Annotated in this window: 24 protein-coding genes, 1 tRNA gene and 1 riboswitch; of the genes, 6 read left to right on the top strand and 19 right to left on the bottom strand. The window is 53.8% G+C overall.

Going from position 1 to position 23,778, the window contains the following annotated elements:
- Nucleotides 1-3: 3 nt before the first annotated feature.
- Nucleotides 4-363: a BlaI/MecI/CopY family transcriptional regulator gene (locus AINA4_RS06515; RefSeq protein WP_281786637.1), complete on the bottom strand. Its 360-nt coding sequence runs from the start codon at nt 361-363 to the stop codon at nt 4-6.
- 89 nt (nt 364-452) lie between these two features.
- Between AINA4_RS06515 and AINA4_RS06510 the strand changes: the two genes are divergently transcribed.
- The 5 genes from AINA4_RS06510 (at nt 453) to AINA4_RS06490 (ending at nt 4,608) form a co-directional block, all read left to right on the top strand.
- On the top strand, nt 453-1,007 hold the full coding sequence (locus AINA4_RS06510) for a copper chaperone PCu(A)C (protein WP_281640470.1): 555 nt from the start codon (nt 453-455) through the stop codon (nt 1,005-1,007).
- Nucleotides 1,008-1,036: 29 nt separating this feature from the next.
- Nucleotides 1,037-2,275 carry a Dyp-type peroxidase gene (locus tag AINA4_RS06505; protein WP_281786636.1) on the top strand — a complete coding sequence of 413 codons (1,239 nt, stop codon included), beginning with the start codon at nt 1,037-1,039 and terminating at the stop codon, nt 2,273-2,275.
- The gene (locus AINA4_RS06500) at nt 2,272-2,862 is read left to right on the top strand and encodes a copper resistance protein CopC (RefSeq protein ID WP_281786635.1); all 591 of its coding nucleotides are present in this window, start codon (nt 2,272-2,274) and stop codon (nt 2,860-2,862) included. The genes AINA4_RS06505 and AINA4_RS06500 overlap by 4 nt, the downstream gene beginning before the upstream one ends.
- A gap of 44 nt (nt 2,863-2,906) precedes the next feature.
- Nucleotides 2,907-2,982: transfer RNA gene (locus tag AINA4_RS06495), tRNA-Thr, on the top strand.
- Between the two features lie 153 nt (nt 2,983-3,135).
- Nucleotides 3,136-4,608, top strand: a complete 1,473-nt coding sequence (locus AINA4_RS06490; protein WP_096380103.1) for an NAD-dependent succinate-semialdehyde dehydrogenase — start codon at nt 3,136-3,138, stop codon at nt 4,606-4,608.
- Nucleotides 4,609-4,666: 58 nt separating this feature from the next.
- Here the strand turns inward: AINA4_RS06490 and AINA4_RS06485 are convergent, their stop codons facing one another.
- From AINA4_RS06485 to AINA4_RS06415, 15 genes are all read right to left on the bottom strand, one after another.
- On the bottom strand, nt 4,667-6,607 hold the full coding sequence (locus AINA4_RS06485) for an ABC transporter ATP-binding protein (protein WP_281786634.1): 1,941 nt from the start codon (nt 6,605-6,607) through the stop codon (nt 4,667-4,669).
- Between the two features lie 10 nt (nt 6,608-6,617).
- A complete protein-coding gene (locus AINA4_RS06480) occupies nt 6,618-6,977 on the bottom strand; it encodes a hypothetical protein (RefSeq protein WP_281786633.1) in 360 nt (119 codons plus the stop codon).
- Between the two features lie 13 nt (nt 6,978-6,990).
- Nucleotides 6,991-7,464, bottom strand: coding sequence for a 6,7-dimethyl-8-ribityllumazine synthase (gene ribH / locus AINA4_RS06475; RefSeq protein WP_096380109.1), 474 nt, complete (start codon nt 7,462-7,464; stop codon nt 6,991-6,993).
- Nucleotides 7,461-8,744: a GTP cyclohydrolase II gene (gene ribA / locus AINA4_RS06470; protein ID WP_281786632.1), complete on the bottom strand. Its 1,284-nt coding sequence runs from the start codon at nt 8,742-8,744 to the stop codon at nt 7,461-7,463. Before ribA ends, ribH begins: the two co-directional genes overlap by 4 nt.
- A gap of 1 nt (nt 8,745) precedes the next feature.
- On the bottom strand, nt 8,746-9,372 hold the full coding sequence (locus tag AINA4_RS06465) for a riboflavin synthase (RefSeq protein WP_281786631.1): 627 nt from the start codon (nt 9,370-9,372) through the stop codon (nt 8,746-8,748).
- 3 nt (nt 9,373-9,375) lie between these two features.
- Nucleotides 9,376-10,413, bottom strand: a complete 1,038-nt coding sequence (gene ribD, locus AINA4_RS06460) for a bifunctional diaminohydroxyphosphoribosylaminopyrimidine deaminase/5-amino-6-(5-phosphoribosylamino)uracil reductase RibD (RefSeq protein ID WP_281786630.1) — start codon at nt 10,411-10,413, stop codon at nt 9,376-9,378.
- A gap of 92 nt (nt 10,414-10,505) precedes the next feature.
- A riboswitch (FMN riboswitch) is annotated at nt 10,506-10,647 on the bottom strand.
- A 75-nt stretch (nt 10,648-10,722) separates the two neighbouring features.
- A complete protein-coding gene (gene trpS / locus AINA4_RS06455) occupies nt 10,723-11,736 on the bottom strand; it encodes a tryptophan--tRNA ligase (protein ID WP_281786629.1) in 1,014 nt (337 codons plus the stop codon).
- 6 nt (nt 11,737-11,742) lie between these two features.
- Nucleotides 11,743-12,582: an exodeoxyribonuclease III gene (locus tag AINA4_RS06450; protein ID WP_281786628.1), complete on the bottom strand. Its 840-nt coding sequence runs from the start codon at nt 12,580-12,582 to the stop codon at nt 11,743-11,745.
- 16 nt (nt 12,583-12,598) lie between these two features.
- Nucleotides 12,599-13,504 (bottom strand): YihY/virulence factor BrkB family protein, encoded by a 906-nt coding sequence (locus AINA4_RS06445; RefSeq protein WP_281786627.1) that lies wholly within the window; start codon nt 13,502-13,504, stop codon nt 12,599-12,601.
- Nucleotides 13,505-13,576: 72 nt separating this feature from the next.
- Nucleotides 13,577-13,852, bottom strand: coding sequence for an HPr family phosphocarrier protein (locus AINA4_RS06440; protein WP_281786626.1), 276 nt, complete (start codon nt 13,850-13,852; stop codon nt 13,577-13,579).
- Entirely contained in the window at nt 13,845-14,963 is a 1,119-nt protein-coding gene (locus AINA4_RS06435) for a PTS fructose transporter subunit IIC (protein ID WP_348773301.1), read from the bottom strand. Before AINA4_RS06435 ends, AINA4_RS06440 begins: the two co-directional genes overlap by 8 nt.
- An 80-nt stretch (nt 14,964-15,043) precedes the next feature.
- Nucleotides 15,044-15,475, bottom strand: coding sequence for a PTS fructose transporter subunit IIB (locus AINA4_RS06430; RefSeq protein ID WP_096380126.1), 432 nt, complete (start codon nt 15,473-15,475; stop codon nt 15,044-15,046).
- Nucleotides 15,475-15,924: a PTS sugar transporter subunit IIA gene (locus AINA4_RS06425; protein ID WP_281786625.1), complete on the bottom strand. Its 450-nt coding sequence runs from the start codon at nt 15,922-15,924 to the stop codon at nt 15,475-15,477. The genes AINA4_RS06430 and AINA4_RS06425 overlap by 1 nt, the downstream gene beginning before the upstream one ends.
- Nucleotides 15,921-16,907 carry a 1-phosphofructokinase family hexose kinase gene (locus AINA4_RS06420; protein WP_281786624.1) on the bottom strand — a complete coding sequence of 329 codons (987 nt, stop codon included), beginning with the start codon at nt 16,905-16,907 and terminating at the stop codon, nt 15,921-15,923. The genes AINA4_RS06425 and AINA4_RS06420 overlap by 4 nt, the downstream gene beginning before the upstream one ends.
- Entirely contained in the window at nt 16,904-17,665 is a 762-nt protein-coding gene (locus AINA4_RS06415) for a DeoR/GlpR family DNA-binding transcription regulator (RefSeq protein ID WP_281640458.1), read from the bottom strand. The genes AINA4_RS06420 and AINA4_RS06415 overlap by 4 nt, the downstream gene beginning before the upstream one ends.
- 227 nt (nt 17,666-17,892) lie before the next feature.
- Here AINA4_RS06415 and ptsP point away from each other — a divergent pair, with 227 nt between their 5' ends.
- Nucleotides 17,893-19,536 carry a phosphoenolpyruvate--protein phosphotransferase gene (gene ptsP / locus AINA4_RS06410; RefSeq protein WP_281786623.1) on the top strand — a complete coding sequence of 548 codons (1,644 nt, stop codon included), beginning with the start codon at nt 17,893-17,895 and terminating at the stop codon, nt 19,534-19,536.
- A gap of 70 nt (nt 19,537-19,606) precedes the next feature.
- On the opposite strand, the gene AINA4_RS06405 is transcribed toward ptsP, so the two are convergent.
- From AINA4_RS06405 to sdhA, 3 genes are all read right to left on the bottom strand, one after another.
- Nucleotides 19,607-21,091: a sialidase family protein gene (locus tag AINA4_RS06405; protein WP_281786622.1), complete on the bottom strand. Its 1,485-nt coding sequence runs from the start codon at nt 21,089-21,091 to the stop codon at nt 19,607-19,609.
- An 86-nt stretch (nt 21,092-21,177) separates the two neighbouring features.
- Nucleotides 21,178-21,933, bottom strand: coding sequence for a succinate dehydrogenase iron-sulfur subunit (locus tag AINA4_RS06400; protein WP_281786621.1), 756 nt, complete (start codon nt 21,931-21,933; stop codon nt 21,178-21,180).
- Between the two features lie 2 nt (nt 21,934-21,935).
- Complete coding sequence (gene sdhA / locus AINA4_RS06395; protein ID WP_096380147.1) at nt 21,936-23,750, bottom strand: succinate dehydrogenase flavoprotein subunit; 1,815 nt, start codon at nt 23,748-23,750, stop codon at nt 21,936-21,938.
- Between the last annotated feature and the right edge of the window lie 28 nt (nt 23,751-23,778).

Raw genomic sequence — 23,778 nt, 5'->3', positions numbered from 1 at the left:
CAGTTATGAATTATCGATTGCTTTACGCAGGAACGCTCGATCATCTTCAGAGAGTGTGCCCGCGAAATGTAGTAATGCCGCCACATGGTCATCAGCACTGAGGAGAGCATTGTTCATTAGATCAGTGACGTGATCCACTTTGTTGGTTGTTGCAGAGAAAACGAAACTGCGCCCACCTGATGCTGATTTGGTGACCTGACCTTTGGCACACATTCTGTCGAGCACGGTAATCAAAGTTGTGATTGCAGGAACATTCTCGGTAAATGTCGCCTGAACTTCTTTTGCGGTGAGAGCAGTTTCAGATGCCCAAAGGATGTCCATGATTGCTGCTTCGAGCTCTCCTCGATTGCGAGAAGGGGTCATTGTCTCTCCCACATTGCTAGTTCTACGTTTTGTAGAATAATATGAATATTCTACGTTACGTAGAATACACCCATCACAAAGGAACTCGAGTGAGCACAACAACTTTCCCCATCAGGCGTGGTCTTTCTCTGACCAGCATTGTCGTTGCGGCTTTGGCTTTGGTGGGCTGCGCCCCAGCAACGCCTCAACCTGTCGCCCCAATGGCGACTGATGCATGGGTCAAAGCAGTACCTGAACTCATGGACGGTATGGCAATGACAGGTGTGTTTATGACCTTAGAGAACTCATCCGATGAAGACATCACGCTCGTAGGTGCCACAAACACCACCGATGGTCTAACCCAGTCTCCACTTGAAATTCATGAAGTAGTCAAGAACGATGCCGGTGACATGGTGATGCAAGAGGCCAATGGTGGAATTGTTATTCCGGCAAAGGGCTCCGTTACCCTCAAGCCAGGTGGATATCACGTGATGTACTGGGATCTTCTCAAGCCAATTCCTGCTGGAAGCACCATCACTTTGACATTGGAATTTTCCAACGGAACTTCTCTTCCTATCGAGGCAATAGCTCGTGAAATAGCAAACGCAAATGAAACCTACGACCCAGAGGCTGACGCCGAGGGTTCGATGGAAATGAGTCACTAACTCTCAGATAGTCCTGATAGGCAAATTACATGTCAGAGTTTTCTCAATCAGAAACACAGGAACCTCGCCCTGCCGTATCGCGGCGAGGTTTCCTCGTTTCTGCTGGGCTTGCCACCGGAGTTGCTGCAATTGGGGTGGGAACGGGGTATGCCGTAGCTCAAGCTGAGGCTGCGCAGAAAGCCGCATCCGGGGATTTAGGCCAACAAAAAGTTCCGTTTTACGGAAAACACCAAGCTGGAATTGAGACACCCTCACAGGCGTATGGAACATTTCTGGGTTGGAAACTAAAGCCTTCGACGGATCGTGAAGGCGCTATTCGGATGATGCGTTTGCTCACCGATGACGCCGCGCGCCTAACGCAGGGCGTACCGGCATTGCCAGAAAACGATCCCTATCTCGCACTCAATCCAGCTCGCCTCACAGCAACTTTTGGTTTTGGCCCGAGCTTCTTTACCAAGCTGGGCTTGGACTCCAAGATTCCTGCTGGCTTTGTTGAACTTCCAACTTTCTCCATTGACAAGCTGAAGCCCGAATTCTCAGGCGGAGACCTGGTGATTCAGGTGGGGTCAGATGATCCTCTCTCGCTCTTACACGCTGTGCGTCAGCTCACGAGAACTGCGCGTAGTTTTGCCACGATCCTCTGGTCACAAAGTGGTTTTACCTCCACACCCGGGGCAAAACCAGAGGGTCAAACAGGGCGAAATCTCTTCGGCCAAGTTGATGGCACCGTCAAACCCCGAACTCCTGAAGAGTTTGACGCACAAGTTTGGGCGCAGGGGTCACCTCGATGGTTTGACGGTGGAACCTCGATGGTATTGCGGCGTATTGCAATGAACTTGGATACCTGGGACAAGCTGGATGACGGAAGTAAGGAACTCTCAGTGGGGCGAAAGCTGTCAAATGGGGCCCCGCTCACAGGAGTCAATGAATTCGACCCCCCAAACCTTGCCGCAAAATCAGACAATGGTTTGCCGGTCATTCCTTCTTTCGCACATATGCGCCGTGCTCGAACCGATGATGTAACTCAGAAGTTCCTTCGCCGACCATTGAACTATGACGAAGGAATCAACTCCGATGGCTCCCCAAATGTGGGGTTACTCTTTGCGGCGTATATGGCAAACGTCAGTCACCAATTTGTGCCGGTACAACAACGGCTTGCTGATTTAGACTTACTAAACACCTGGACTACCCCCATAGGCTCAGCAGTGTTTGCATTACCTCCTGGCTGTCAGCCTGGTGGATTTATTGGAGAAGGATTACTGTCATGATTCGTCGTTTTCGCGCAGTGTTAGCAGCCATGCTATTGAGTGTTGCTGCTGTTCTCGGTTTCTCAAGCGTGGCCAATGCACACAGCGATGAATTTCTCTCTGTCCCCGCAAACGGGGCCGTTGTGTCGGATGTCAGCGAACTACAGTTCACCTTTGTCGAGCCTGTGGAGCAAAGTTTTCCACCTGAGGTTGTGTTGACTGCATCAGACGGAACAGGCTTTGAACTCGGAGCTCCAACCTTTGACGCATCGGGTGCAACGATGACAGTTCCGATCGTTCAAGGTGCACTGCCCAACGGAAGCTATACCGCGGTCTATCGCATTGTTTCTATCGATGGCCACCCCGCCACGGGCCAGATTGACTTCACGGTTGAGGGTTCTGCTGTTGAACCAGCACCGGTTGAAACCCCTATGCCCATTGAGGAGCCTGTGGTCACTGAAGACATGTTGCGCACTACTTCGGTTCACGATCCTGCCGTGCCTCAAATGCAACTCTTCCTTGGCATCTCCGCGGCAGTAGCTGGCTTGCTAGCTCTTGTCATTGTGATTATTGCGCTGCGCGGTCGACGCAACTCGCAGAGCAAATAAACAAGCTACTAAGCTAGGTACTTGTTCCGCCTGTGGCGGTTCACGCCGCCTTAGCTCAGTTGGTAGAGCGATTCCCTCGTAAAGAATAGGTCGCGGGTTCAATTCCCGCAGGCGGCCCCACCTAAAGTCAGATCTTCTCGTGCACTGCGTCTTTTTGTGGTTTGCGGGGGACAAAATCCGGTCGATTCTTGTATTATCGTTTGAGTCCTAACGACCTCTTTATTTCGTACCCAATTTGGGAATAGAATAAGGAATTCGTAGAAAAGGTGAAGAATGTCAACGATTTCCGAATCAGAACTGCTTGCACAGGTACCAACTCAGTTGTACATCAACGGTCAGTGGGTTGATGCAGAAGGAGGCAAGACGGTTGCCGTGCACGACCCTGCAACAGGTGCTGTACTGAAAAACATTGCCGATGCATCTCCGGCAGACGGAATGAAAGCTCTAGATGCTGCCGTTGCAGCACAGGATGCATGGGCAGCAACTCCTCCACGTGTTCGCAGTGACATTCTCCGCAAAGCTTTTGATCGCGTTCAGGAGCTCAAGAACGAGTTTGCACTTCTCATGACCCTCGAGATGGGTAAGCCCCTTGCTGAGGCCATCGGTGAAGTCAACTATGGCTCTGAGTTCCTTCGCTGGTTCAGTGAAGAGGCCGTCCGCATTACCGGTCGCTATGGAACTAACCCTGAAGGCACCGGTCGCACCATTGTGACCCACATGCCCGTTGGCCCGAGCTACCTCATTACGCCCTGGAACTTTCCACTGGCAATGGCTACCCGCAAGATTGCTCCAGCGTTAGCGGCAGGTTGCACGGTCGTCGTGAAGCCAGCAACTCTGACGCCACTGACCACGTTGTATTTCGTGAAAATCTTGGAAGAAGTCGGTGTTCCCGCAGGTGTGGTGAACGTCTTCACCACCTCCACCACCGCAGCTGTATCTGATCCCATTGTGACCGATAAGCGTCTGCGTAAGCTTTCCTTCACCGGTTCCACCGGTGTGGGCCAATCATTGATGAAGCTTGCAACTGAAAACATGCTGCGCACCTCCATGGAACTGGGCGGAAATGCACCATTCCTGGTCTTTGAAGATGCAGATCTTGATAAGGCCGTCGATGGCGTCATGATTGCAAAGTTCCGCAACATCGGTCAGGCCTGCACCGCAGCCAACCGCGTTATTGTTCACGAGGCAGTTGCCGAAGAATTTGCCAAGAAGGTTACCGAGCGCGTGAAGGCAATGAAGATTGGCCGCGGCACTGAAGAGGGCGTCAGCATTGGTCCCCTTATCGATGAAAAGGCTGTGGCGAAAGCAAACGAACTCGTTCAAGACGCTGTCGCTAAGGGTGCAACCGTGCTCACCGGTGGTAAAGCCATCGACGGTGCAGGAACCTTCTATGAGCCCACCGTTCTCACCGGTGTCAAGCCTGGCGCAGACATCATGACAGAAGAAATTTTTGGACCTGTTCTCTCGATTACTACTTTCTCCACCGAGGAAGAAGGCATCAAGATTGCTAACGACACAGAATACGGTCTTATCGGTTACGTCTACACCGAAGATTTCCAACGAGGTCAGCGTCTGATTGAGAAACTACAGACCGGCATGATGGGTCTCAACGCTGGAGTGATCTCCAACGCTTCAGCACCATTTGGTGGTGTCAAGATGTCCGGTTTGGGCCGTGAAGGTGGTTTTGAGGGTATCAATGAGTACCTCTCTGTGAAGTACACCATGACACCCAACCCTTTCGCCTAATCTTCCCAACACATAAAGAATCCCCCTCCAATAGGAGGGGGATTCTGTGTTTGCAGGCCTAGACCAACAGCTGGTGTTTGGCCAAGTTTTTGTACAGAGGGGTTGTCTTCACAAGTTCAGAATGTGTTCCCGTTCCCACAACAGCACCGTTTTCCAGAACAATAATCTGATCACTATCAACGACGGTGGAGAGGCGGTGCGCGATGATGATGAGCGTGCGATCTTGTGCAACACGGTCAATTGCCTCACGCATGAGTTGCTCGTTCGCCCCATCCAAACTTGAGGTGGATTCATCCAGCAACAAAATGGGTGGCGCAGCTAACAACGCACGAGCGATAGCCAACCGTTGACGTTCACCACCGGAGAGCATGACACCCTCTTCACCGACGGGAGCATCCAAGCCAAGCGGGCTGCGCTCAAGGACAGAGGTGAGGTTAACATCCGCCAATACGGCAATGCATTCCTCATCTGTTGAGTTGGGTGAACCCAGCAGGAGGTTATCTCGTAAGGAGCCAGCAAGCACCGGTGCGTCCTGCTCGACATAACCAATCTGCGCACGCAAATCTTCACGCCCGAGTGCCTTGATGTCGATACCACCGACACGAATCTCGCCCGAGCTGGGATCATAGAATCTTTCGATCAGACCCAGAATGGTTGATTTGCCGGCACCGGAAGGCCCTACGAGTGCGGCACGAGTTCCGTGCGCAACGCTGAAAGATACTCCCTTGAGAATCTCGGGAGCCTCGGTAATGGGCTTCGCTTCCTCGGCGAGAGCTTCACCTGCGGCACCGCCAGCTTTGATCCGCGCTTTCTCCGCACGAGACATTTTGGCGGTGGGATCGGTCGTGCTCTCATCTTCCTCAACCGGAAGAACAAGAACTGGATATGAGAACCGAACGTCGACGAACTCCACCGCTACTGGGGAACTCTTCACTGCGCCGCGGGCGCCGTTATCCAGTTTGGCTAAGGGGGCGAGATCACGGTCGAACTCGCCTTCGCTGGGCAGGGCAATGATTTCTTGAATACGCCCGAGAGCACCGAGTGCTGAGTTCACCGAGGTGATCGCACCAAACGCTTGACCTAAGGGCATGATCATCATGAACAAGAACAAGATGAAGGTGACCAAATTAGCTACCGTGATGGCACCAGAGGCAACGCGGAAACCGCCCACACCTAATACGGTGAGGAAAGCTACCTGCATGGCGATGCCGGCAACAGGGACGACCAAAGCAGAAATCTTGGCAACCTTGATTCCCATGCGCCAGGCGCCCTCGGCCTCGTCATCAACGACCTTGATTTCTCTATCTGTCGCATTAGCGGCACGCACAGTGCGCACGGCAGAAATGGCACGCTCGACCGATGCAGCGAGCTCGCCCACTTTGGCTTGCGCTTTTCTGCTTGCCACGCGAATGCGGCGAGAGAGAACGGTGACGATGATGATGGCGCTAAAGACCACCAAGACAGTGAGTCCGAGCAGGACTGGGTCAATGATTGCCATCGCGATAATGGCACCAATGAACGTCAGCGAACCACCAATGGCTTCAACAAGTCCTTGGGTCAAAACCGCACGAAGCAAGGTCGTGTCACTGCCCACGCGGGAGACGAGGTCACCGGTCCGCCTGGTATCAAATTCGCTAATGGGCAAACGCAGAATTCGCGCCACGAGTCGACGCCTGGAGGAAAGAACTACACCCTCACCGGTGCGCTGGAGCAGGTAGTGCTGGTAGCCATTAATCAGCGCAGATGCCACTACGAGTCCGATAAGCAACCACACGAGGTTGCCCATAAGTTCACCAGCACTTACACGGTTGATGACCTGTCCCACCAACAGCGGTTGAGCCAATGACGCGGCAGCACCCAACACGCTGAGCACAATGACGAAAGAGAGAACCTTCTTGTGTTCTAGCAGGTAAGGCATCAACTGCCCAAAGCTGGCTTTGGGTGCGGTTGAAGAATTTTCAGGGGCCGATGAACGACGACCCATGCGGGGTGAGCTCATCAGGTCCTAGTTACCAGGCGACAGCGAGAATAACGTTGAGCAGGGTCAGTCCACCGATGGACCACAGTGCCCACGAAGGTGCAACCTCGCGCTTGCGGAATACCAGGGCCAAGACAATGATCACGATGAGCACAGAGAGCTTCACGGCAATCTTGGTGTTGTTGACCTCTTCGCCTTCAATAAGGCCGGCAGAGTAGATACCAGTCAGTGCGACACCGGTAACTAACTGAGTGTAAGCACCATCGAGCATGCCGCGAACAACGCGACCCTTACCCTTTGCAATGTCCTTGATCTGGAGCAGGAATGCACCCAAAAGATAAGACAGACCAATGAAGTGAAGGATGACGAGGATTGTGACTATAAGTTCCATATCCTCAGCCTAGCTACTTGTTACGAATCTTTCGAAGGGTAACAGCTGTTTCTAAGGCAGCGAGTGCTGCTTCTTCACCCTTATCTTCTTTGGAATCGGGCAGTCCAGCACGGTCGAGACCCTGCTGTTCGTCATCTAGGGTGAGCACTCCGAAGCCAACAGGCTTACCTGTGTCGAGCGCAACGCGGGTCAATCCAGAGGTGGCTGCATCTGAGACAAACTCAAAGTGTGGTGTGCCACCACGGATGATGACGCCGAGAGCAACAACGGCGTCTGCGCCTGCTTCCAGGACAGCTTTGCACACCACCGGAAGTTCGAAACTTCCTGCAACGCGAACGAGTGAATGAGTTGCACCGCTTGCATCAATGGTGCGCTGTGCGGATGCAATCATCGCGTCGGTGATGACGTCGTGCCATTGCCCGGCAACAATAACGATGTTCAGCCCTGTTGCATCAACTGTGATTGTGGGAGAGCCTGCTCCACTCATGCGGTGACCTCCTTGGCCGTTACTGCGGGTTCAATTGCGGGGAGGATGCCAGGTAACTGGTGTCCCATGCGGTCACGCTTCACGTTGAGGTAACCGGTGTTGTATTCACCCAGGCCCACGACGAGGGGAACAAGATCATTGATTTTGATGCCATATTGCTCAAGCTGGCGCTTCTTCTCAGGGTTGTTGCTGAGCAGACGCACCGAGCGAATACCCATGTCATCGAGCATGCGGGCTGCTGCGGTGTAATCACGAGCATCGGCAGGGAAGCCCAGCGCAAGGTTGGCGTCGAGGGTGTCGAAGCCTTGCTCTTGCAGCTTGTAGGCCTTAAATTTGTTGACCAAGCCAATGCCACGACCCTCTTGGCCGCGTAGGTAGAGAACAACCCCGCCATTAGGGTCAGCCTCAATCATGCGCAAAGCCTCATCAAGCTGGGGGCCACACTCACACTTGAGTGAGTGCAAAGCTTCACCGGTGAGACATTCGGAGTGCACGCGCACGAGGACGTCTTCTCCGTCGGGGTTTCCGGCGATGATTGCCACGTGATCCGTGCCTGTTGCGTGGTCACGGTAACCGCGCATACGGAACATTCCGAGATCAGTGGGAACAGTGGTCTCGACCTCGAAAGCAACTCGGTGCTGATCGAGTTCACCTTCAATGCGAGCTGGCAGAGGGTGTGCTTCGAGGTAATCAACCAGCGCAGCAACTGTAGTCAACGGTAAGTTCTCGCGTTCAGCTAGCTCTTCCAGGCCAGGCATGCGCATCATGTCACCGTCTTCAGCAACAATCTCAGCGATGACGCCGACAGGGTTCAACCCAGCCAAGCGGAGAAGGTCAACCGTTGCCTCTGTGTGACCTGCGCGCTCAAGAACACCACCGTCGACAGCACGCAACGGCAAGATGTGTCCGGGACGAATCAGGTCCATGGGGCCTGCTGTGGGGTCAGCTAAAACCTTGACGGTGCGAGCACGGTCACTGGCGCTGATGCCGGTGGTCACATCAGAAGCAGCGTCTACGGAGATTGTGTAGGCCGTGGCACGTGTGTCTTGGCTGCGCTCAACCATGATGGGCAGGTTGAGGCGGTCAGCCACATCACGAGGCATCGGAGCACACACCAGACCAGAGGAGTGCTTCACGATCCAGGCCATGGTTTCTTTGGTCGCGAACTCTGCCGCCATGATGGCGTCGCCCTCGTTCTCGCGACCTTCGTCATCGGCAACGAGCACGATGCGTCCAGCCTTGAGCGCTTCAAGAACTTCGGGGATAGGGGTGAGAGCCATGTTAGGCACCTGCATTCTGTTGGGGAAGGAAGGCCAGCATGCGTGCGACCTGTCGGGCAATAATGTCTGTTTCGAGGTTGACCTTGTCGCCCACGGCACGATGGCCAAGCGTGGTCACCGCGAGTGTTTCTGGAATGAGAGAAACCTCAAACCACTGGGCAGATTCTGAAGGGTCACTGATGTTACTCACGGTGAGCGAAACACCATCAACAGTGATGGAGCCCTTATCAACAAGAAGAGGAGCTAGTTCTCTACCTAGGCCAAAGCGAATGACTGTCCAGTCTTCACTGGGCGTAATCGACAGAACCTCGGCGGTCCCATCAACGTGACCTTGCACGATGTGGCCGCCTAGGCGGCTACCCAGCTCTGCTGCGCGTTCAAGATTGACTGCCAACCCGACCCGCGCATCACTGAGAGTGGACATGTCTAAGGTTTGCTGCATCACATCTGCGGTGAATGAGGTGGCATCGTGTTCGATCACTGTCAGACACACTCCGCTGACGGCAATGGAATCACCTTGCTGTGCTCCGGAGAGTGCTTTCTGTCCGGAGACTGTCAGCCTCACGGCATCAGGCAAAGTTTCAATTGCGGTGATTGTTCCGCGTTCTTCAATTAGGCCAGTGAACATGGATTAGGCCCCTTTCCTGATTGGTTTAGCGGTGATCAAAATGTCGTCACCCAGGTTTTCGACTGAGCTGACCTCGAGATCAATACGTTCAGACAGGGTGGAAACACCAAGGTCGCCCAGGGCAAGTTTGTCTCCGCCTAACAGAACGGGAGCTTGGAAGATGTAGAGACGGTCAGCTAAACCTTGGGCGATGAACGCACTGGCTAAGGTAGGACCGCCCTCGAGATACACAGTTCTAATTCCCTGATCAAACATCTCGCTCAGAGCCGCATGCAGGTCATTGTGACCGATTACGAGAGGCTCGAGGGGGTGCTTATGAACCTGGGCATCACCAGGAATCTGGCGTTTTCCAATGATGACGGGGATGGGCTGGTGATCGTGAAGATCCCCAGAGGTGGTGCGCGCAGTCAGGGAAGGGTTATCTGCCAAAACCGTTCCTGTTCCCACGACGATGGCATCTGCTGCTGAACGCTGCAGATGAACACGCTCACGCGATTGAGGACCAGAAATCCACTGGCTTGTTCCGTCTGTTGCCGCAGCACGGCCATCAAAACTCGAGGCCCACTTCACTGTGACGTGAGGACGGTGAAGGCGTGCGGCAAGCATCCACTCTTCAAGGAGCTCTTCCACCTCATCTTCGAGCAGGCCGCCAACAACCTCGATACCGGCATCGCGCAGACGTTGTGCCCCGCCAGAGGAGGCATGACCGGGGTCAGTAGCGGCGTAGACAACGCGTCCAACCCTAGCCTCAATGAGGGCTTGTGCACACGGACCTGTGCGGCCGGTGTGGTTACAGGGCTCTAAGGTGACCACAAAGGTTGAGCCTTGCGCCTGTTCAGGTGTGAGTTGACTCAACGCATCTACTTCAGCATGAGCTGTGCCGGCACCACGGTGCCAGCCTTCAGCGATAGTCGTTCCTTCAGCATTCAAAACGACGCAACCCACCTGTGGGTTGACGCCAAAATGCGGGCCGTTCCCGGCAAGCACGATGGCACGACGCATAGCGGCCTGTTCGGCCTGCGTGGTGTCTAACTCGTTCATCTACCGGTGCTCTCTGTTGTGGAGGCATGCTTCGGGTAGACGGGTGCCGAAATGACAACCGAACTCGGCAGGCGTCACTAACTACACCTGCCGCGCGCGTTCTCCCATCCGGACTTTAACCGTCGGTTTCGGAATTTCACCGAATCAACCTCATCCTCCAGCCGGGTGGCTTTTGCATGAGGGTCGCGGACTTTCACCGCCGGCTCAGATTTTCACTGACCCCGAAGCGCGTTGCTCTAGATAACAGTCTACTGCCCGGAGTTATTCCCACCTAAGACTGGGGTGTGAATTCGCTGAGAGCGTGCGGGGTTAGCCCTGGTGACGGGGGAGCAAACCGATAGCGTCATAGACCTTCGCTAAGGTCTTATCTGCCACCTCAGAGGCACGGTCAGCACCCTGGCCCAGCAGTCGATCCAGCTCTGCTGGATCAGCCAAGAGTTCGTTGGTGCGCTCCCGGATGGGAGTAAAGCTTGCCGTCACCTGCTCTGCAAGGTCTTTCTTGAGAGCTCCGTAACCACCGCCTGCATACCCATTGACGAGGTCATCAATACTGCGGCCGGAAAGTACAGAGAAAATGGTGAGCAGGTTTGCAACACCAGGCTTGTTCTCCCGGTCGAAGCGGATTTCACCATCAGCATCGGTGACAGCACGCATGACCTTTTTTGCTGTGACAGCGGGGTCATCCATGATCTTGAGAAGTCCTGCTTCTGTATCAGCTGACTTGGACATCTTGGCTGTGGGGTTTTGCAGGTCAAAGATTTTCGCGGTTTCTTTGAGAATGTAACCCTCAGGAATCGTGAAGGTCTCACCAAAACGTGCATTGAAACGGGTAGCGAGGTCGCGGGTGAGTTCCAAATGTTGTCGCTGGTCTTCACCCACGGGAACGACATTTGCTTGGTAGGCGAGGATGTCGGCTGCCATCAGGATGGGGTATGTGAAAAGACCAACCGAAGCTGCATCAGCTCCCTGTTTGGCGGACTTGTCCTTGAACTGGGTCATGCGGCTTGCTTCGCCAAAACCGGTGATGGTGTTGAGCACCCAAGCGATTTGAGTGTGTGCCTGAACATGGGACTGAATAAACAAAGTTGATTTGTCGGTGTCTATCCCGGCAGCAATGTATTGCGCGGCGGTGGAGCGGGTGCGCTCGCGAAGTTCTTTTGGGTCTTGAGGAACCGTGATGGCGTGGAGGTCAACAACGCAGTAGAAAGCATCAAATTCATCCTGCATGGTGACCCAGTTACCCAACGCACCAATGTAGTTTCCCAGGTGCAATGAATCGCTCGAGGGCTGCATGCCAGAGAGAATGACGGGTTTGATACTCATGATGTCCTAGAGGTTGTAGTCGACAACAACGGGGGTGTGATCTGACCAGCGAGTGTCGTAGGAGTCTGCGCGGTCAACACTGTAGTTCGAGGCAAGAGCAGCCAAAGCTGGGGTTGCCAGATGGTAATCAATACGCCAGCCAGCATCGTTATCGAATGCTTGACCACGCCACGACCACCAGGTGAAGGGGCCAGGAACATCCCCGGCTGCCTGGCGTCCCACATCAACCCAACCTAGGCCAGTCCCGGTGGAACCGTCAGGTCCGGTGACGGGCTCGCCTTTGGGGCCCATAAATCGATAGAAGTAGGCACGCTCTTCGGGCAGGAACCCTGCGCGCTTGACATTGCCTTTCCAGTTCTTGATATCAAGCTCGGTGTGGCCGACGTTGAGATCTCCCACGACCAGTGCGTAGGGAGTGTGTGCTTCGAGCTCAGGAAGCCGTTCTTGCATTGCTTCTAGGAACTTGAATTTCTCCACCTGCTTGGGGGTGTCGACTTCGCCCGAGTGAACATAGGTGCTCACCACGGTAAGAATCTTGTCGCCAATTTTGTAGTCCGCTTCAAGCCAACGACCTGCCGTATCAAAATCATCAGCACCGAGGCTGACGCGGTGAATTTCCGCACTGCTGCGACTAGCCAAGGCAACTCCTGCACGGCCTTTAGCCGTGGCAGCATCGTGCAGAATGTTCCACTCAGGTCCTAGAAGCTCTTCCAAGTCTTCGGTCGATGCGCGGACTTCCTGCAGGGCAAGAATGTCCACGTTGCGCTGTGAAAGCCACTGGTCCATTCCTTTACGGAAAGCGGCACGAACGCCATTGACATTGACGGTGGCGATGCGAACGGACATGCTTTCAAGTCTAGGGCTACTCATTGGGGTGACGGTGGGGAACAATCCAGCCCAAGTCGCGAACTTCGACCTGGTCATCCTGCATGCTCAATGCAACCCAGCTGGTAGCAAACAAATAGATCCGTGATGCGAAGTTGAAGTAGATCAGCAAACCGATAAACACGGTGAAGCTGGCTAAGAGGGGATTACTTTCTGTGCGGGTCAGAATGTAGGACCCCGCAATTTTCAACAATGTCAACGCGAGTGCTCCCAAAAGCACACCATCTCTGAGATTCCGAAGTGGAATGGGAACACCGCTGAGAACATTCATCACCAAGGCAAGCATGATGGCATCAAAAATGAAGACGATAACCAACCCAGCAATCTCAAAACCAATCTTGCCCCACCCAGTGCTATCAATAATTCCTAAAGCAGGGAAGATCACATTTGCCAGATTTGTTGCCACAACCGTGAGTGCTGAGGTGAGGATGACGAAGAGACCGTATCCCAACGCCAGAACCAGGTCATAGAGCTTGAGAAGCACAAAATTCAACCGAGAAGGTGGCAGAGTGAAGATTGTACGCACAGCAGTGCGGATGTAGTTCAGCCAATTAATTGCTGTGTACAGAACAACAACAACCGCGATTCCACCAGTCCACCCCAAGTTGGTGGTTGTGTCCAAAATCCCTGGATCAATCACACCACCCTTTTGGATGAGATCAGGAATTTGGGTATTAATGAAATCAATAATGGCGTTTTTGAGTTCTGGGCGCTCGCGAAGATAGATGCCACTGAGGCTGAAGCCAAGCCACACAGCTGCAAAGGTGGCAAACAATGCTTGGAATGACATACCTGCGGCCAGCAGGTTTCCACCTGCGGCACTGTAAATCTTGTAGACCCGATACGGGCGACGTTCTTGCGCCCACACCAATGCCTTTTTCATATCTGTCAGCTTAAAGGGAAAGGCCCGTGGATTCCCTATCGGAACCCACGGGCCAAAGAGCCCTGCTAACGATTAGTCAGCATCGAGGTCAGACGTGAGCAGGCTAGCCAGCTCGTCTGCAATCACCTCAGCGTTGTCACCTTCAACATCGAGCACGATTTCTTCACCGTGTCCGACAGCGAGAGCGAGCACCGAGAGGATGCTTGCACCGTCTGCGTCGTCACCGTTTGTTTTGGTAATCGTTACGTTGTGACCTGTTGCTGCCACTGCCTGCACAAAGGTGCTGGCAGGGCGAGCGTGCAGTCCAACACGCGAACCAACGGTGACTGTTCTCTGAGCTTTAGGCAACTGCTTCCTCCAGCTCCTCGTCAGATACACCAGGCTTGATGTTCTTTGCGACGAGAACGAGGAGAGCGGTAACGACGGTACCGATAGCGATAGCTACCAGGTACAGAGGCCAGTTACCAACGAGGCCGAATACCCACAGACCACCGTGAGGTGCACGGAGGGTGCAGCCAAATGCTCCAACGAGAGCACCTGCAGTTGCAGAACCGATCATGATCGAAGGAATCACACGGATGGGGTCAGCAGCAGCGAAGGGGATAGCACCTTCAGTGATGAAGGATGCACCAAGAACCCAAGCAGCCTTACCGTTCTGACGCTCAGCGTTCGAGAATGCGCTCTTGCGGAGAACAGTCGCGAGTGCGAGACCCAGAGGAGGTGTCATACCTGCAGCCATAACGATAGCCATAACAACGAAGCGAACGTCGTTGTCAGCAGCGGTTGCGCCAGCCTCAGTAAGACCAGCTGCAGCGAAGGTGTATGCCACCTTGTTGACGGGACCACCCATGTCGAATGCCATCATGAGACCGAGAACGATACCCAGGAGGATAACGCTTCCACCGGAAAGACCGGTCAGCCATGCGTTCAGTGAGTCCATGAGAGCCTTCAGTGGACCACCGAGGATCACGAGCATCAGACCACCGGTGACGAAGGTTGCAATCAAAGGAATCACAACAACAGGCATCATGGGGCGGAACCAGCCAGCAACCTTGAGGCGGCTGAGCCAGAGTGCTACGAAACCTGCGAGGAAACCGGTGATCAGACCACCGAGGAATCCGGCGCCAACGGTACCAGCGATGGCACCACCAACGAAACCGGGAGCAAGACCTGGACGGTCAGCAATTGCGTACGCAATAAAACCTGACAGAACGGGTACAAGGAAGCCGAAGGTTGCTGCACCAACGGCGAACATTACGTAGGCCCAGTCGTGTGCCGACAGTGGGTTGAAGCCCGCTGCCAGGAACTCGCCCTGGTCCTGGTAAACGATGTCATAACCACCGATTGCGAACGACAGAGCGATAAGGATACCGCCGGCCGCCACGAAGGGGATCATGTAGGAAACACCGGTCATCAGCCATTGGCGGATGCGTGTTCCTGTTCCTGAATTACTAGACAATTGTGGCCTCCAATGCCTCATTGCATTTTTATTGGTGTTACTGAACCTGCCGTCTCAGCAGGAACTCTGTGGGGAATCTACTACTTGCTTCCGAAGAGGCGACCGAAGAACCCAGGCTTGTCGCCGGAGTCCTTTTTGGGTGCTTTTTCGGCTGCAGGAGCAGCTTTCGGTGCTGCGGGTGCAGCTCCGCCATCCTTGGGGAGGGTGGCGATGGATGAAACAGCCTGAGCAACGACGTTGTCTGCGTCTGCAAGAGCCTTGCTCACGCCAATCTGAAGGAAAGGCTTGCCGTTGAAACGTGAACGGTCCTTGACCTCAAGATCGGTGGCGAAGATGACAACGTCCGCTTCGTCGATGGTGGATTGCTTCATGGGGGATGAACCTGCAGAACCCTGGGTTTCTACAGTGATCTCGTAGCCAGCCTTCTTGGCTGCCTGCTCGAGAGCTTCAGCTGCCATGTAGGTGTGGGCAATACCGGTGATGCAGGATGTTACTGCGACAATTTTGGTCATTATTGCTGTACCTCTCGGGTGATAATCTCTGCGATCTCGGCGCCGGAGTTAGCGTCGCGCAGTGATTGACGGAAGTCTTCGTGCACGAGCTTGCGAGCAAGTGCAGCGAGGATGTGGAGATGCTTGTCATCTGCACCATCTGGTGCAGCGATCAAGAAGATGAGGTGTGCGGGACCGTCGGCAGCGCCAAAGTTCACGCCGTCAACGCTGGTTGCCACAGCAACTGAAGGAACCGTGACGTGAGCTGAACGTGCGTGAGGGATACCGATTCCACCGGGAAGACCGGTCGCCATCTGTTCCTCACGTGCGCGAACATCGGCGAGGAAACCATCGAGATCTGTTACACGTCCGTCATTAGCGAGCTTCACAGCTAGCTGACGCGTTGCGTCTTCCTTGGTCTCTGCTTCTAGACCAACGATGACGATGTCCTCGGTCGTTAGTGCACTCATACGTGGAGCTCCTTAATTGCGGTTTGTGGTTCTGGGTTAACAACAGTGTGAACTGCCGTAATAGTAATGTCTTTTGGACCTGGAACCGTGGTGGCAGGCAATTGAACGGCAGCCGAGCCCCATGCCACAGCAGTTGAAATCCGAGCAATATCGCCAGACTCAGACTCAGAATCCTCTTCGGAAAGCGAGACATCAGCACTGAGGTAACCGGCGAGGGTGCTGTCTCCGGCACCGACTGTGCTCTCTGGACTGACAGGCTCGTGACCGGCCCAGATGCTTCCCCGGTTGTTGACCAGAAGTGCTCCGTTTTCTCCGAGGCTCACCACGATTGCGGCGCTGGGGTTACCGAGCATGGACTTAGCAAAATCAACAACATCCCCGACGGTGGGAAGTTCACGGCCAGCTAATTCTTCTAACTCTTCGTGGTTGGGTTTCATCACATCAGCAACACCCGCGTGTGCTACATCTTTGAAAGCAGAGCCGGAACTATCGACAGCAAAACGAACACCGTGCTCATGAGCGAGTTTGCCGAGAGCAACGTAGAAGGATCCATCAAGACCTGGAGGCAAACTTCCTGCAGCAACGAGCCATTCTGGTTGGGTCTCAAGTAGGCCAGCAATCTGGGCCAGAAGTGATGAGACTTCGTCGGCGCTGAGTAGGGGGCCTGTCTCATTAATCTTTGTGGTGTCGCCCTGAGCATCAACGATGGTGATGTTCTGGCGAACCTCATCGGTGATACGAGTCGTGATGGTTTGGATTCCTGATTCAGTGAGGGCCTTTTCAATCCAGACACCCACAGAGGCATCTGCAGGGAAAACGGCGGCAGTGTCGACGCCGTTTTTGTGCAGAGCGCGAGAAACGTTAATTCCTTTGCCCGCGGGGTCTTTGTGCTTGCTGGTTGAACGGTTGACTTCACCCTGCTCGAACTTCTCAACCTCGAGGGTGAGATCCAGACTGGGGTTAGCGGTCACAGTGATGATCATGCCACCACCACATCAGGGCCGGACATCTCAATTTCAAGCAAGTGCTCGTGGTCGATGTCGCTATCGGTGATGACCGTGTCAATACGACTCATTGGTGCAACATGACCAAAGTCTTCGCGGCCAAACTTGGTGTGGTCAGCAAGCACGACGGTGCGTCGCGCTGCATCGACGAATGCACTCTTGATGCGGGCTTCTTCCAAATCAGGAGTGGTGAGTCCGCGTTCTGGGGTGAGGCCATTGATGCCTAAGAAAGCAACATCAACGGAGAGGGACTTCAAAGCGTCTTCAGGCCAGGAGCCCACCATGGCCAACGTGATGGGGCGGACGTGTCCGCCAAGGAGATGAAGCTGAATGTTGGGGCGGGTGGCCAGAACAGCAGCAATGGGGATGGAGTTGGTAACAACTGTGAGCTCAATGTCTTGGGGCAATAATGCAGCAAGGCGTGCTGTAGTTGTTCCGGCGTCCAGGATGATGGATCCGCCTGCGGGAACCTCAGAGAGAGCCATCCGCGCAATGCGTTCTTTCTCTGCGGAGAGAACACCTTCGCGATAGGTAACGTCAGGTTCAACACTGAGGCGGTCGACGGGGATAGCCCCACCGTGTGCACGGTGCAAGAGGCCACGTCGTTCTAGGACAGTGAGATCACGACGAATAGTTTCTGGAGTGACATCGAGTTCTTCCGCGAGAGTGCGGACTTCCACACGACCTGCGTGACGCGCCTTGGCCAAAATGGCCTGGTGGCGTTCAGGTGCGTACATGGGACTCCGTCGTCGTGATATTTCTGTCAGAAAACCAACAGAAATGTTTGTTTATCTTTTTTTACTCCCGATTCCACTTGTTTGTCAACCTAAAACGGGGGTATCGTTGTGTTTGTGCCCGTTTTTGTGTGGGCCGCCCACATTATTTGGCACGACGTGCCTCGTTATCCTTAATGCTTGAGGGTGACAACTAAGGTCTTTATCCCTCTTGATCAGTAGGAGCAGCAATGGAGCTCACCGGAATTGGCGTCGGACGCGGCATTGCCGCAGGCCCCATCAAACGGATGCCCGAGCCATTGGCAGAGCCAGCTGATATCCAGCGCACCGCAGATGCTGAAACAGAAATTGCCGCCGCACAACACTCTCTTGCTGAAGTAGGACAGTGGTTGCGTGAGCGGGGCGTCAAAGCCGGTGGCGAAGCCAAGGATGTTCTTGACGCCCAAGCATTGATGGCGGGCGACCCAGCATTGGCAAAAGATATTGCCAAGCGGATCGAATCGGGCAAAACCGCAGAACGTGCCGTTTTCGATGCGTTCTCTTCATTCCAGAAAATGCTCGAAAGCATGGGCGGCTACATGGGAGAACGCGCTGCTGACTTAGCTGATGTGGCTCAACGTGTGATTGCCTCGCTGCGTGGAGTTCCAGCACCGGGTGTTCCCGAATCCGACGAGCCTTTCATTCTTGTCGCTCATGACCTCGCCCCTGCCGACACAGCACTGCTGGACTTCACCAAGGTGTATGCCCTCGTCACGCGTGATGGTGGTCCCACCTCGCACACCGCCATCCTTGCTCGAGCAAAATCTATTCCCGCCATCGTGGGTGTGGGCGCCGGCGCTGAAGAACTTTCTGACGACACTCTCGTTGTCGTCAATGCGGGAACCTCCACCATCACTGCGGGTGTGAGCCAGGCAGAAGTTGAGGCGGCATTAATCAAGCGTGCCGAATGGCTGGAGGCATCTAACGCTCCCATTACTGATGGAGCCCTCAAGGATGGACACAAGGTTCCACTGCTGGCTAACTTGGGCTCTCCCAAAGAAGCAGCTGGAGCAATTGCTCTAGGTGCTGAAGGTGTTGGCCTGTTCCGCACAGAGTTCCTCTTCCTTGATTCTCAAACTGCACCTACCGTTGCCGAACAGGAAGCCCAATACACTGAACTTCTTGAAGCATTCCCGGGCAAGAAGGTTGTTGTTCGTGCACTGGATGCTGGAGCAGATAAGCCCTTGGCATTCCTCAACGCAGACAAAGAAGAAAACCCAGCACTGGGACTTCGTGGTCTTCGTGCCCTGCGTGTGAAAGAGAACATTCTTCGCGATCAACTCACTGCATTGGTCAACGCTCAAAACAAAACAGAAGCAGATTTGTGGGTCATGGCACCCATGGTTGCCGATGCGGAGGAGACCGACTACTTCGTTGGGCTGTGCCGTGAACTGGGACTGCGTGTTCCAGGTGTGATGGCTGAAGTTCCTTCCTTAGCCTTGGTCGCTGACCAGGTCTTGGAGTCTGCAGACTTCGTCAGCATTGGTACTAATGACCTCACGCAGTACACCATGGCAGCTGACCGCATGCTCGGCTCGGTAGGTTCCTACCAAGACCCATGGCACCCTGCAGTGCTTCGATTAATCAAGCAGCTCGGTGACGCCGGCAAAGAAACGGGCAAACCTGTTGGCGTCTGTGGCGAAGCAGCAGCAGATCCCAACCTGGCCATCGTGCTTGTTGGTTTGGGTGTCACCACCTTGAGCATGACTCCAGCTGCACTTGCTGATGTTCGTGCTGCGCTGTTGACGGTGACCTTAGAAGAAGCTCAGGCGCGTGCGACTCGAGCACTGAATGGTCGAACAGCAGCACAAGCACGCAAGCTCGGCAGCGAATAAAGCTTCTGCAGGGGAGACGACCTGCAGAAATACAAAAGACCCGGCTTTGGAAAAAGCCGGGTCTTTTTTGTCATGCTTTGCGTCGAAGTTGAATAAGTCCAATGCCTAAAAGGATTGTCATTATTCCTGCGAAGTAAAGAGTGAAATCACTACCTGTTCTGGCGAGTTCAGACCCCCCGCCATTATCGGGACTTGGTGTATTTGGAGTCGCCCAGAATACGTTTGAGCTTTGGATAACCAAATGGGGTGTAGCAGAAATTTGTTGAACAAAATTCACAATGAGATATCCGGCCGAGTCGACAGCAATTCTTGGGTTATCTGCGCTGAAGGTGAGGTTTGGGTCTGACAATATGTCAGGAACATCCCATGTAATTCCGTTATCTTCAGAGGTGTTTACACTAACAAAGTTAACCTGAGATCCAACACTGTATTCACTCCAAGTAGCAGCAATATTGCCATTTGTATCCATCACAACGTCGAAATCAAATATGTCTTGGCTGGACTGGTCTGAAACAAGTGTTGGGGTAGACCACGACACTCCGTTGTCATGTGATGTGCTCGATTCAACAACTTCACCGAAACTGTAGACGATAGTTGATACGCCTGTGGGAGTTGAAACAACCTGGGCGGAGCAGTCACACAATAATATATTTGCTATGGCAACAGTACGAGGAGCAGACCAGGAAGCTCCGTTATCGGTTGAACTTTTTGTTAGAACCCTTACATCAACTCCGTCCGCATAGGCCCACGATGCAGTAACTGTATTGGATGCGCCAAATGCCACGGAAGGTGTCGAAGCTGTTCCTTGCCCTGTGAAAGTTGTTGGGTTTGACCATGTGTTTCCACTCTTAGATGAAATTTGAGCAAAAACATTTTGGGATGCGTCTTCTTGAACCCAAGAAAGAAATGCCACACCTGTTGGACTGTAGTTCAAGGATGGGTTTTGATTATAAATTGAGTTTCCACTTGTTGATGCAGCCACTTCAGAAGACCACGAAGCACCCGAATTTGTTGTTGTGCTAGAAAGAATGTCGCTGCTTACTCCATTATCAATCGTTCGCCAAGCAACAGTAACTGTGCCCGTTCCATGACTAGCAATTACAGGCCTTCTGTTGAGATCCGCGTTGGAAGAAAGATCAATAGGAGTGCTCCAAGATGCACCAGCATTACTGGATTTACTGGTTTGAATCTTGTCAAATGACCCATTGGTGCTGTACCAAGCAACGTAAATTGTGTTTGCTTTATCGATAGTAATTACTGCTTGGGTTGAATTTTGATTAGCAGGAGAAATCGCAGTGGGAGTTGACCACGAAGTCCCATGATTAGAGGATTTGCTAATCCATACTCGTTGGAAACTGCCGTCTGTTTGGTTCCAAACTGAGAAAAGATTCCCGTTCCCATCAGGGGCGATGTCTAGCCCAACTTGAACACTATTTCCAAAGGGAGTAGGTGAAACAACTACTGGGTTAGACCAGGTGCCAGAAACCGCCTGGGCAGGGGTGGTAATGAAAACCAGCAGAAACACAGAAAGCAGCGCTGCAAGGATTTTGCGCATGAGGTATGCCAATCAAGAAGGAAACAAAGCTCCTGATTATTGCACGATAAAGAGGGTTTTTCCCTACCGTGAAGATGCTTTACGCCCTAAGGACGTCCACGCAATACTGCCTGCTTGACATCCGCAATCGCCTGCGTAACCTGAATGCCACGAGGGCATGCATCGGTGCAGTTGAAGGTGGTGCGGCAACGCCACACGCCCTCTTTGTCGTTGAGAATGTCGAGGCGAACCTCGGCAGCATCATCACGAGAGTCAAAGATGAAGCGGTGTGCATTCACGATGGCGGCAGGACCAAAGTACTGACCGTCAGTCCAGAACACGGGGCAGCTTGTGGTGCAAGCTGCACACAAGATGCACTTCGTGGTGTCATCGAAGCGCTCGCGGTCTTCAATGCTCTGGCGACGTTCCTTACCAGCCTCAGGGGTGGTGTTAGAGATGAGGAAGGGCTTAACTTCGCGGTATGCAGCGAAGAATGGCTCCATGTCAACGATGAGGTCCTTCTCGAGGGGCAGGCCCTTGATGGCTTCAACGTAGATGGGCTGGGTAATGTCCAGGTCTTTGATCAAGGTCTTGCAGGCAAGACGGTTGCGTCCGTTGATACGCATTGCATCAGAGCCACAAATACCGTGAGCACAGGAACGACGGAAAGAGAGCGAACCATCCTGATCCCACTTGATCTTGTGAAGAGCATCAAGGATACGGTCAGTTGAGTAGACCTCTACGTCGAAGGATTCCCAACGAGCCTCTTCATCTACTTCGGGAAGGAAGCGACGAATAATCAGGGTGATGTTGAAGGCCTGTACCTCGGGTACTGCTGCCTGTGTTGCGACTGCGGTAGCCATTCTTAGTACTTCCTTTCCATGGGCTGGTAGTTGGTGATAACAACAGGCTTCCAATCAAGCTTGATGTGATCGCCAGCGTCGTCACTGGTGGCGTCACCGGTGAGGTACGCCATGGTGTGCTTCATGAACTTCTTGTCGTCGCGGTTCGGGAAGTCGTCGCGCATGTGGCCACCGCGGCTTTCCTTACGATTACGAGCGGAGTAGACAACGACCTCGGCCAGATCGAGCAGGAAGCCCAGCTCAACAGCTTCGAGTAGGTCGGTGTTGTAACGCTTGCCCTTGTCGTGGATGGAAATGTTCTTGTATTCCTCGCGTAGCTTCTCAATGGTCTTGGTGACCGACTTGAGTGAGTCTTCGGTGCGGAATACCTGAGCGTTCTTGTCCATCTCTTCCTGCAGCTCTTTACGCAGTGCAGGAACACGCTGAGTGCCATTGGCGTTGCGGATGCTTTCGATCATCTCGCGCACAGGACCTGCAGGGTCCTTAGGAAGTGGAACAAAGTCTGCCTTCTTGGCGTATTCGACGGCGTACTTTCCAGCGCGCTTTCCGAAGACGTTGATATCGAGCAGGGAGTTAGTTCCCAAACGGTTTGATCCGTGAACAGAAACACAGGCACATTCACCGGCTGCGTAGAGGCCAGGAATAACAGTGTCGTTGTCGGAGAGTACCTCTGCCTTGATGTTGGTGGGGATACCACCCATGGCGTAGTGAGCTGTTGGCATCACGGGCACGGGCTCAACAACGGGGTCGACACCCAGGTAGGTGCGAGCAAACTCGGTGATGTCTGGAAGCTTGGTTTCGAGAACCTCAGCACCCAGGTGGGTGCAGTCCAGGAGAACATAGTCCTTGTTGGGGCCAGCGCCGCGTCCTTCAGCCACTTCCTGAACCATGCAACGCGAGACGATGTCACGAGGAGCGAGGTCTTTGATGGTGGGAGCGTAACGCTCCATGAAGCGCTCACCAGATGCGTTACGCAAGATGGCACCTTCACCACGAGCACCCTCAGTCAAGAGGATGCCCAGGCCAGCGAGGCCGGTGGGGTGGAACTGGAAGAACTCCATGTCCTCGAGCGGAATACCCTTGCGCCAAATGATGCCAACGCCATCGCCGGTGAGGGTGTGAGCGTTCGAGGTGGTCTTGTAGATCTTTCCGAAACCACCAGTGGCAAAGACGATGGACTTGCCTTGGAACACGTGCAGGTCACCAGTTGCCAGTTCATAAGCAACGACACCGGCAGGAACCTGCTTGCCCTTGACCTTGGTCATGACCAGGTCAAGAACATAGAACTCGTTGAAGAATTCGATGCCGAGCTTGACGCAGTTCTGGAAAAGGGTCTGCAAAATCATGTGACCGGTGCGGTCTGCTGCGTAGCAGGAGCGACGCACAGGAGCCTTACCGTGGTCACGAGTGTGGCCACCGAAACGACGCTGATCGATCTTGCCATCGGGTGTGCGGTTGAAGGGAAGACCCATGTTTTCGAGGTCGATAACCGCGTCAATAGCTTCTTTGGCAAGAATCTCTGCAGCATCTTGGTCAACCAGGTAGTCGCCACCCTTGACGGTGTCGAAGGTGTGCCATTCCCAGCTGTCCTCTTCCACGTTCGCCAGCGCTGCAGCCATACCGCCCTGTGCAGCACCAGTGTGCGAACGGGTGGGGTAGAGCTTGCTGATCACGGCGGTGCGAGCGTTGGGGCCTGCCTCGATCGCCGCACGCATACCGGCACCACCAGCACCCACGATGACAACATCGTGCTGGTGGTAGTAGACGCCATCGATGAGTTTGGTTTCTTCGTATGTGTCGTTGCTCTTAGTTGCCACGAGTGAAACTCCGTATGTAGGTGTGATC

Origin of the sequence: Aurantimicrobium sp. INA4 (assembly GCF_027924525.1) — a bacterium.
Taxonomy (GTDB): Bacteria; Actinomycetota; Actinomycetes; order Actinomycetales; family Microbacteriaceae; genus Aurantimicrobium.
Note: the sequence above shows the minus strand (reverse complement) of the source record. Positions and strands in the feature narration are given on the sequence as shown.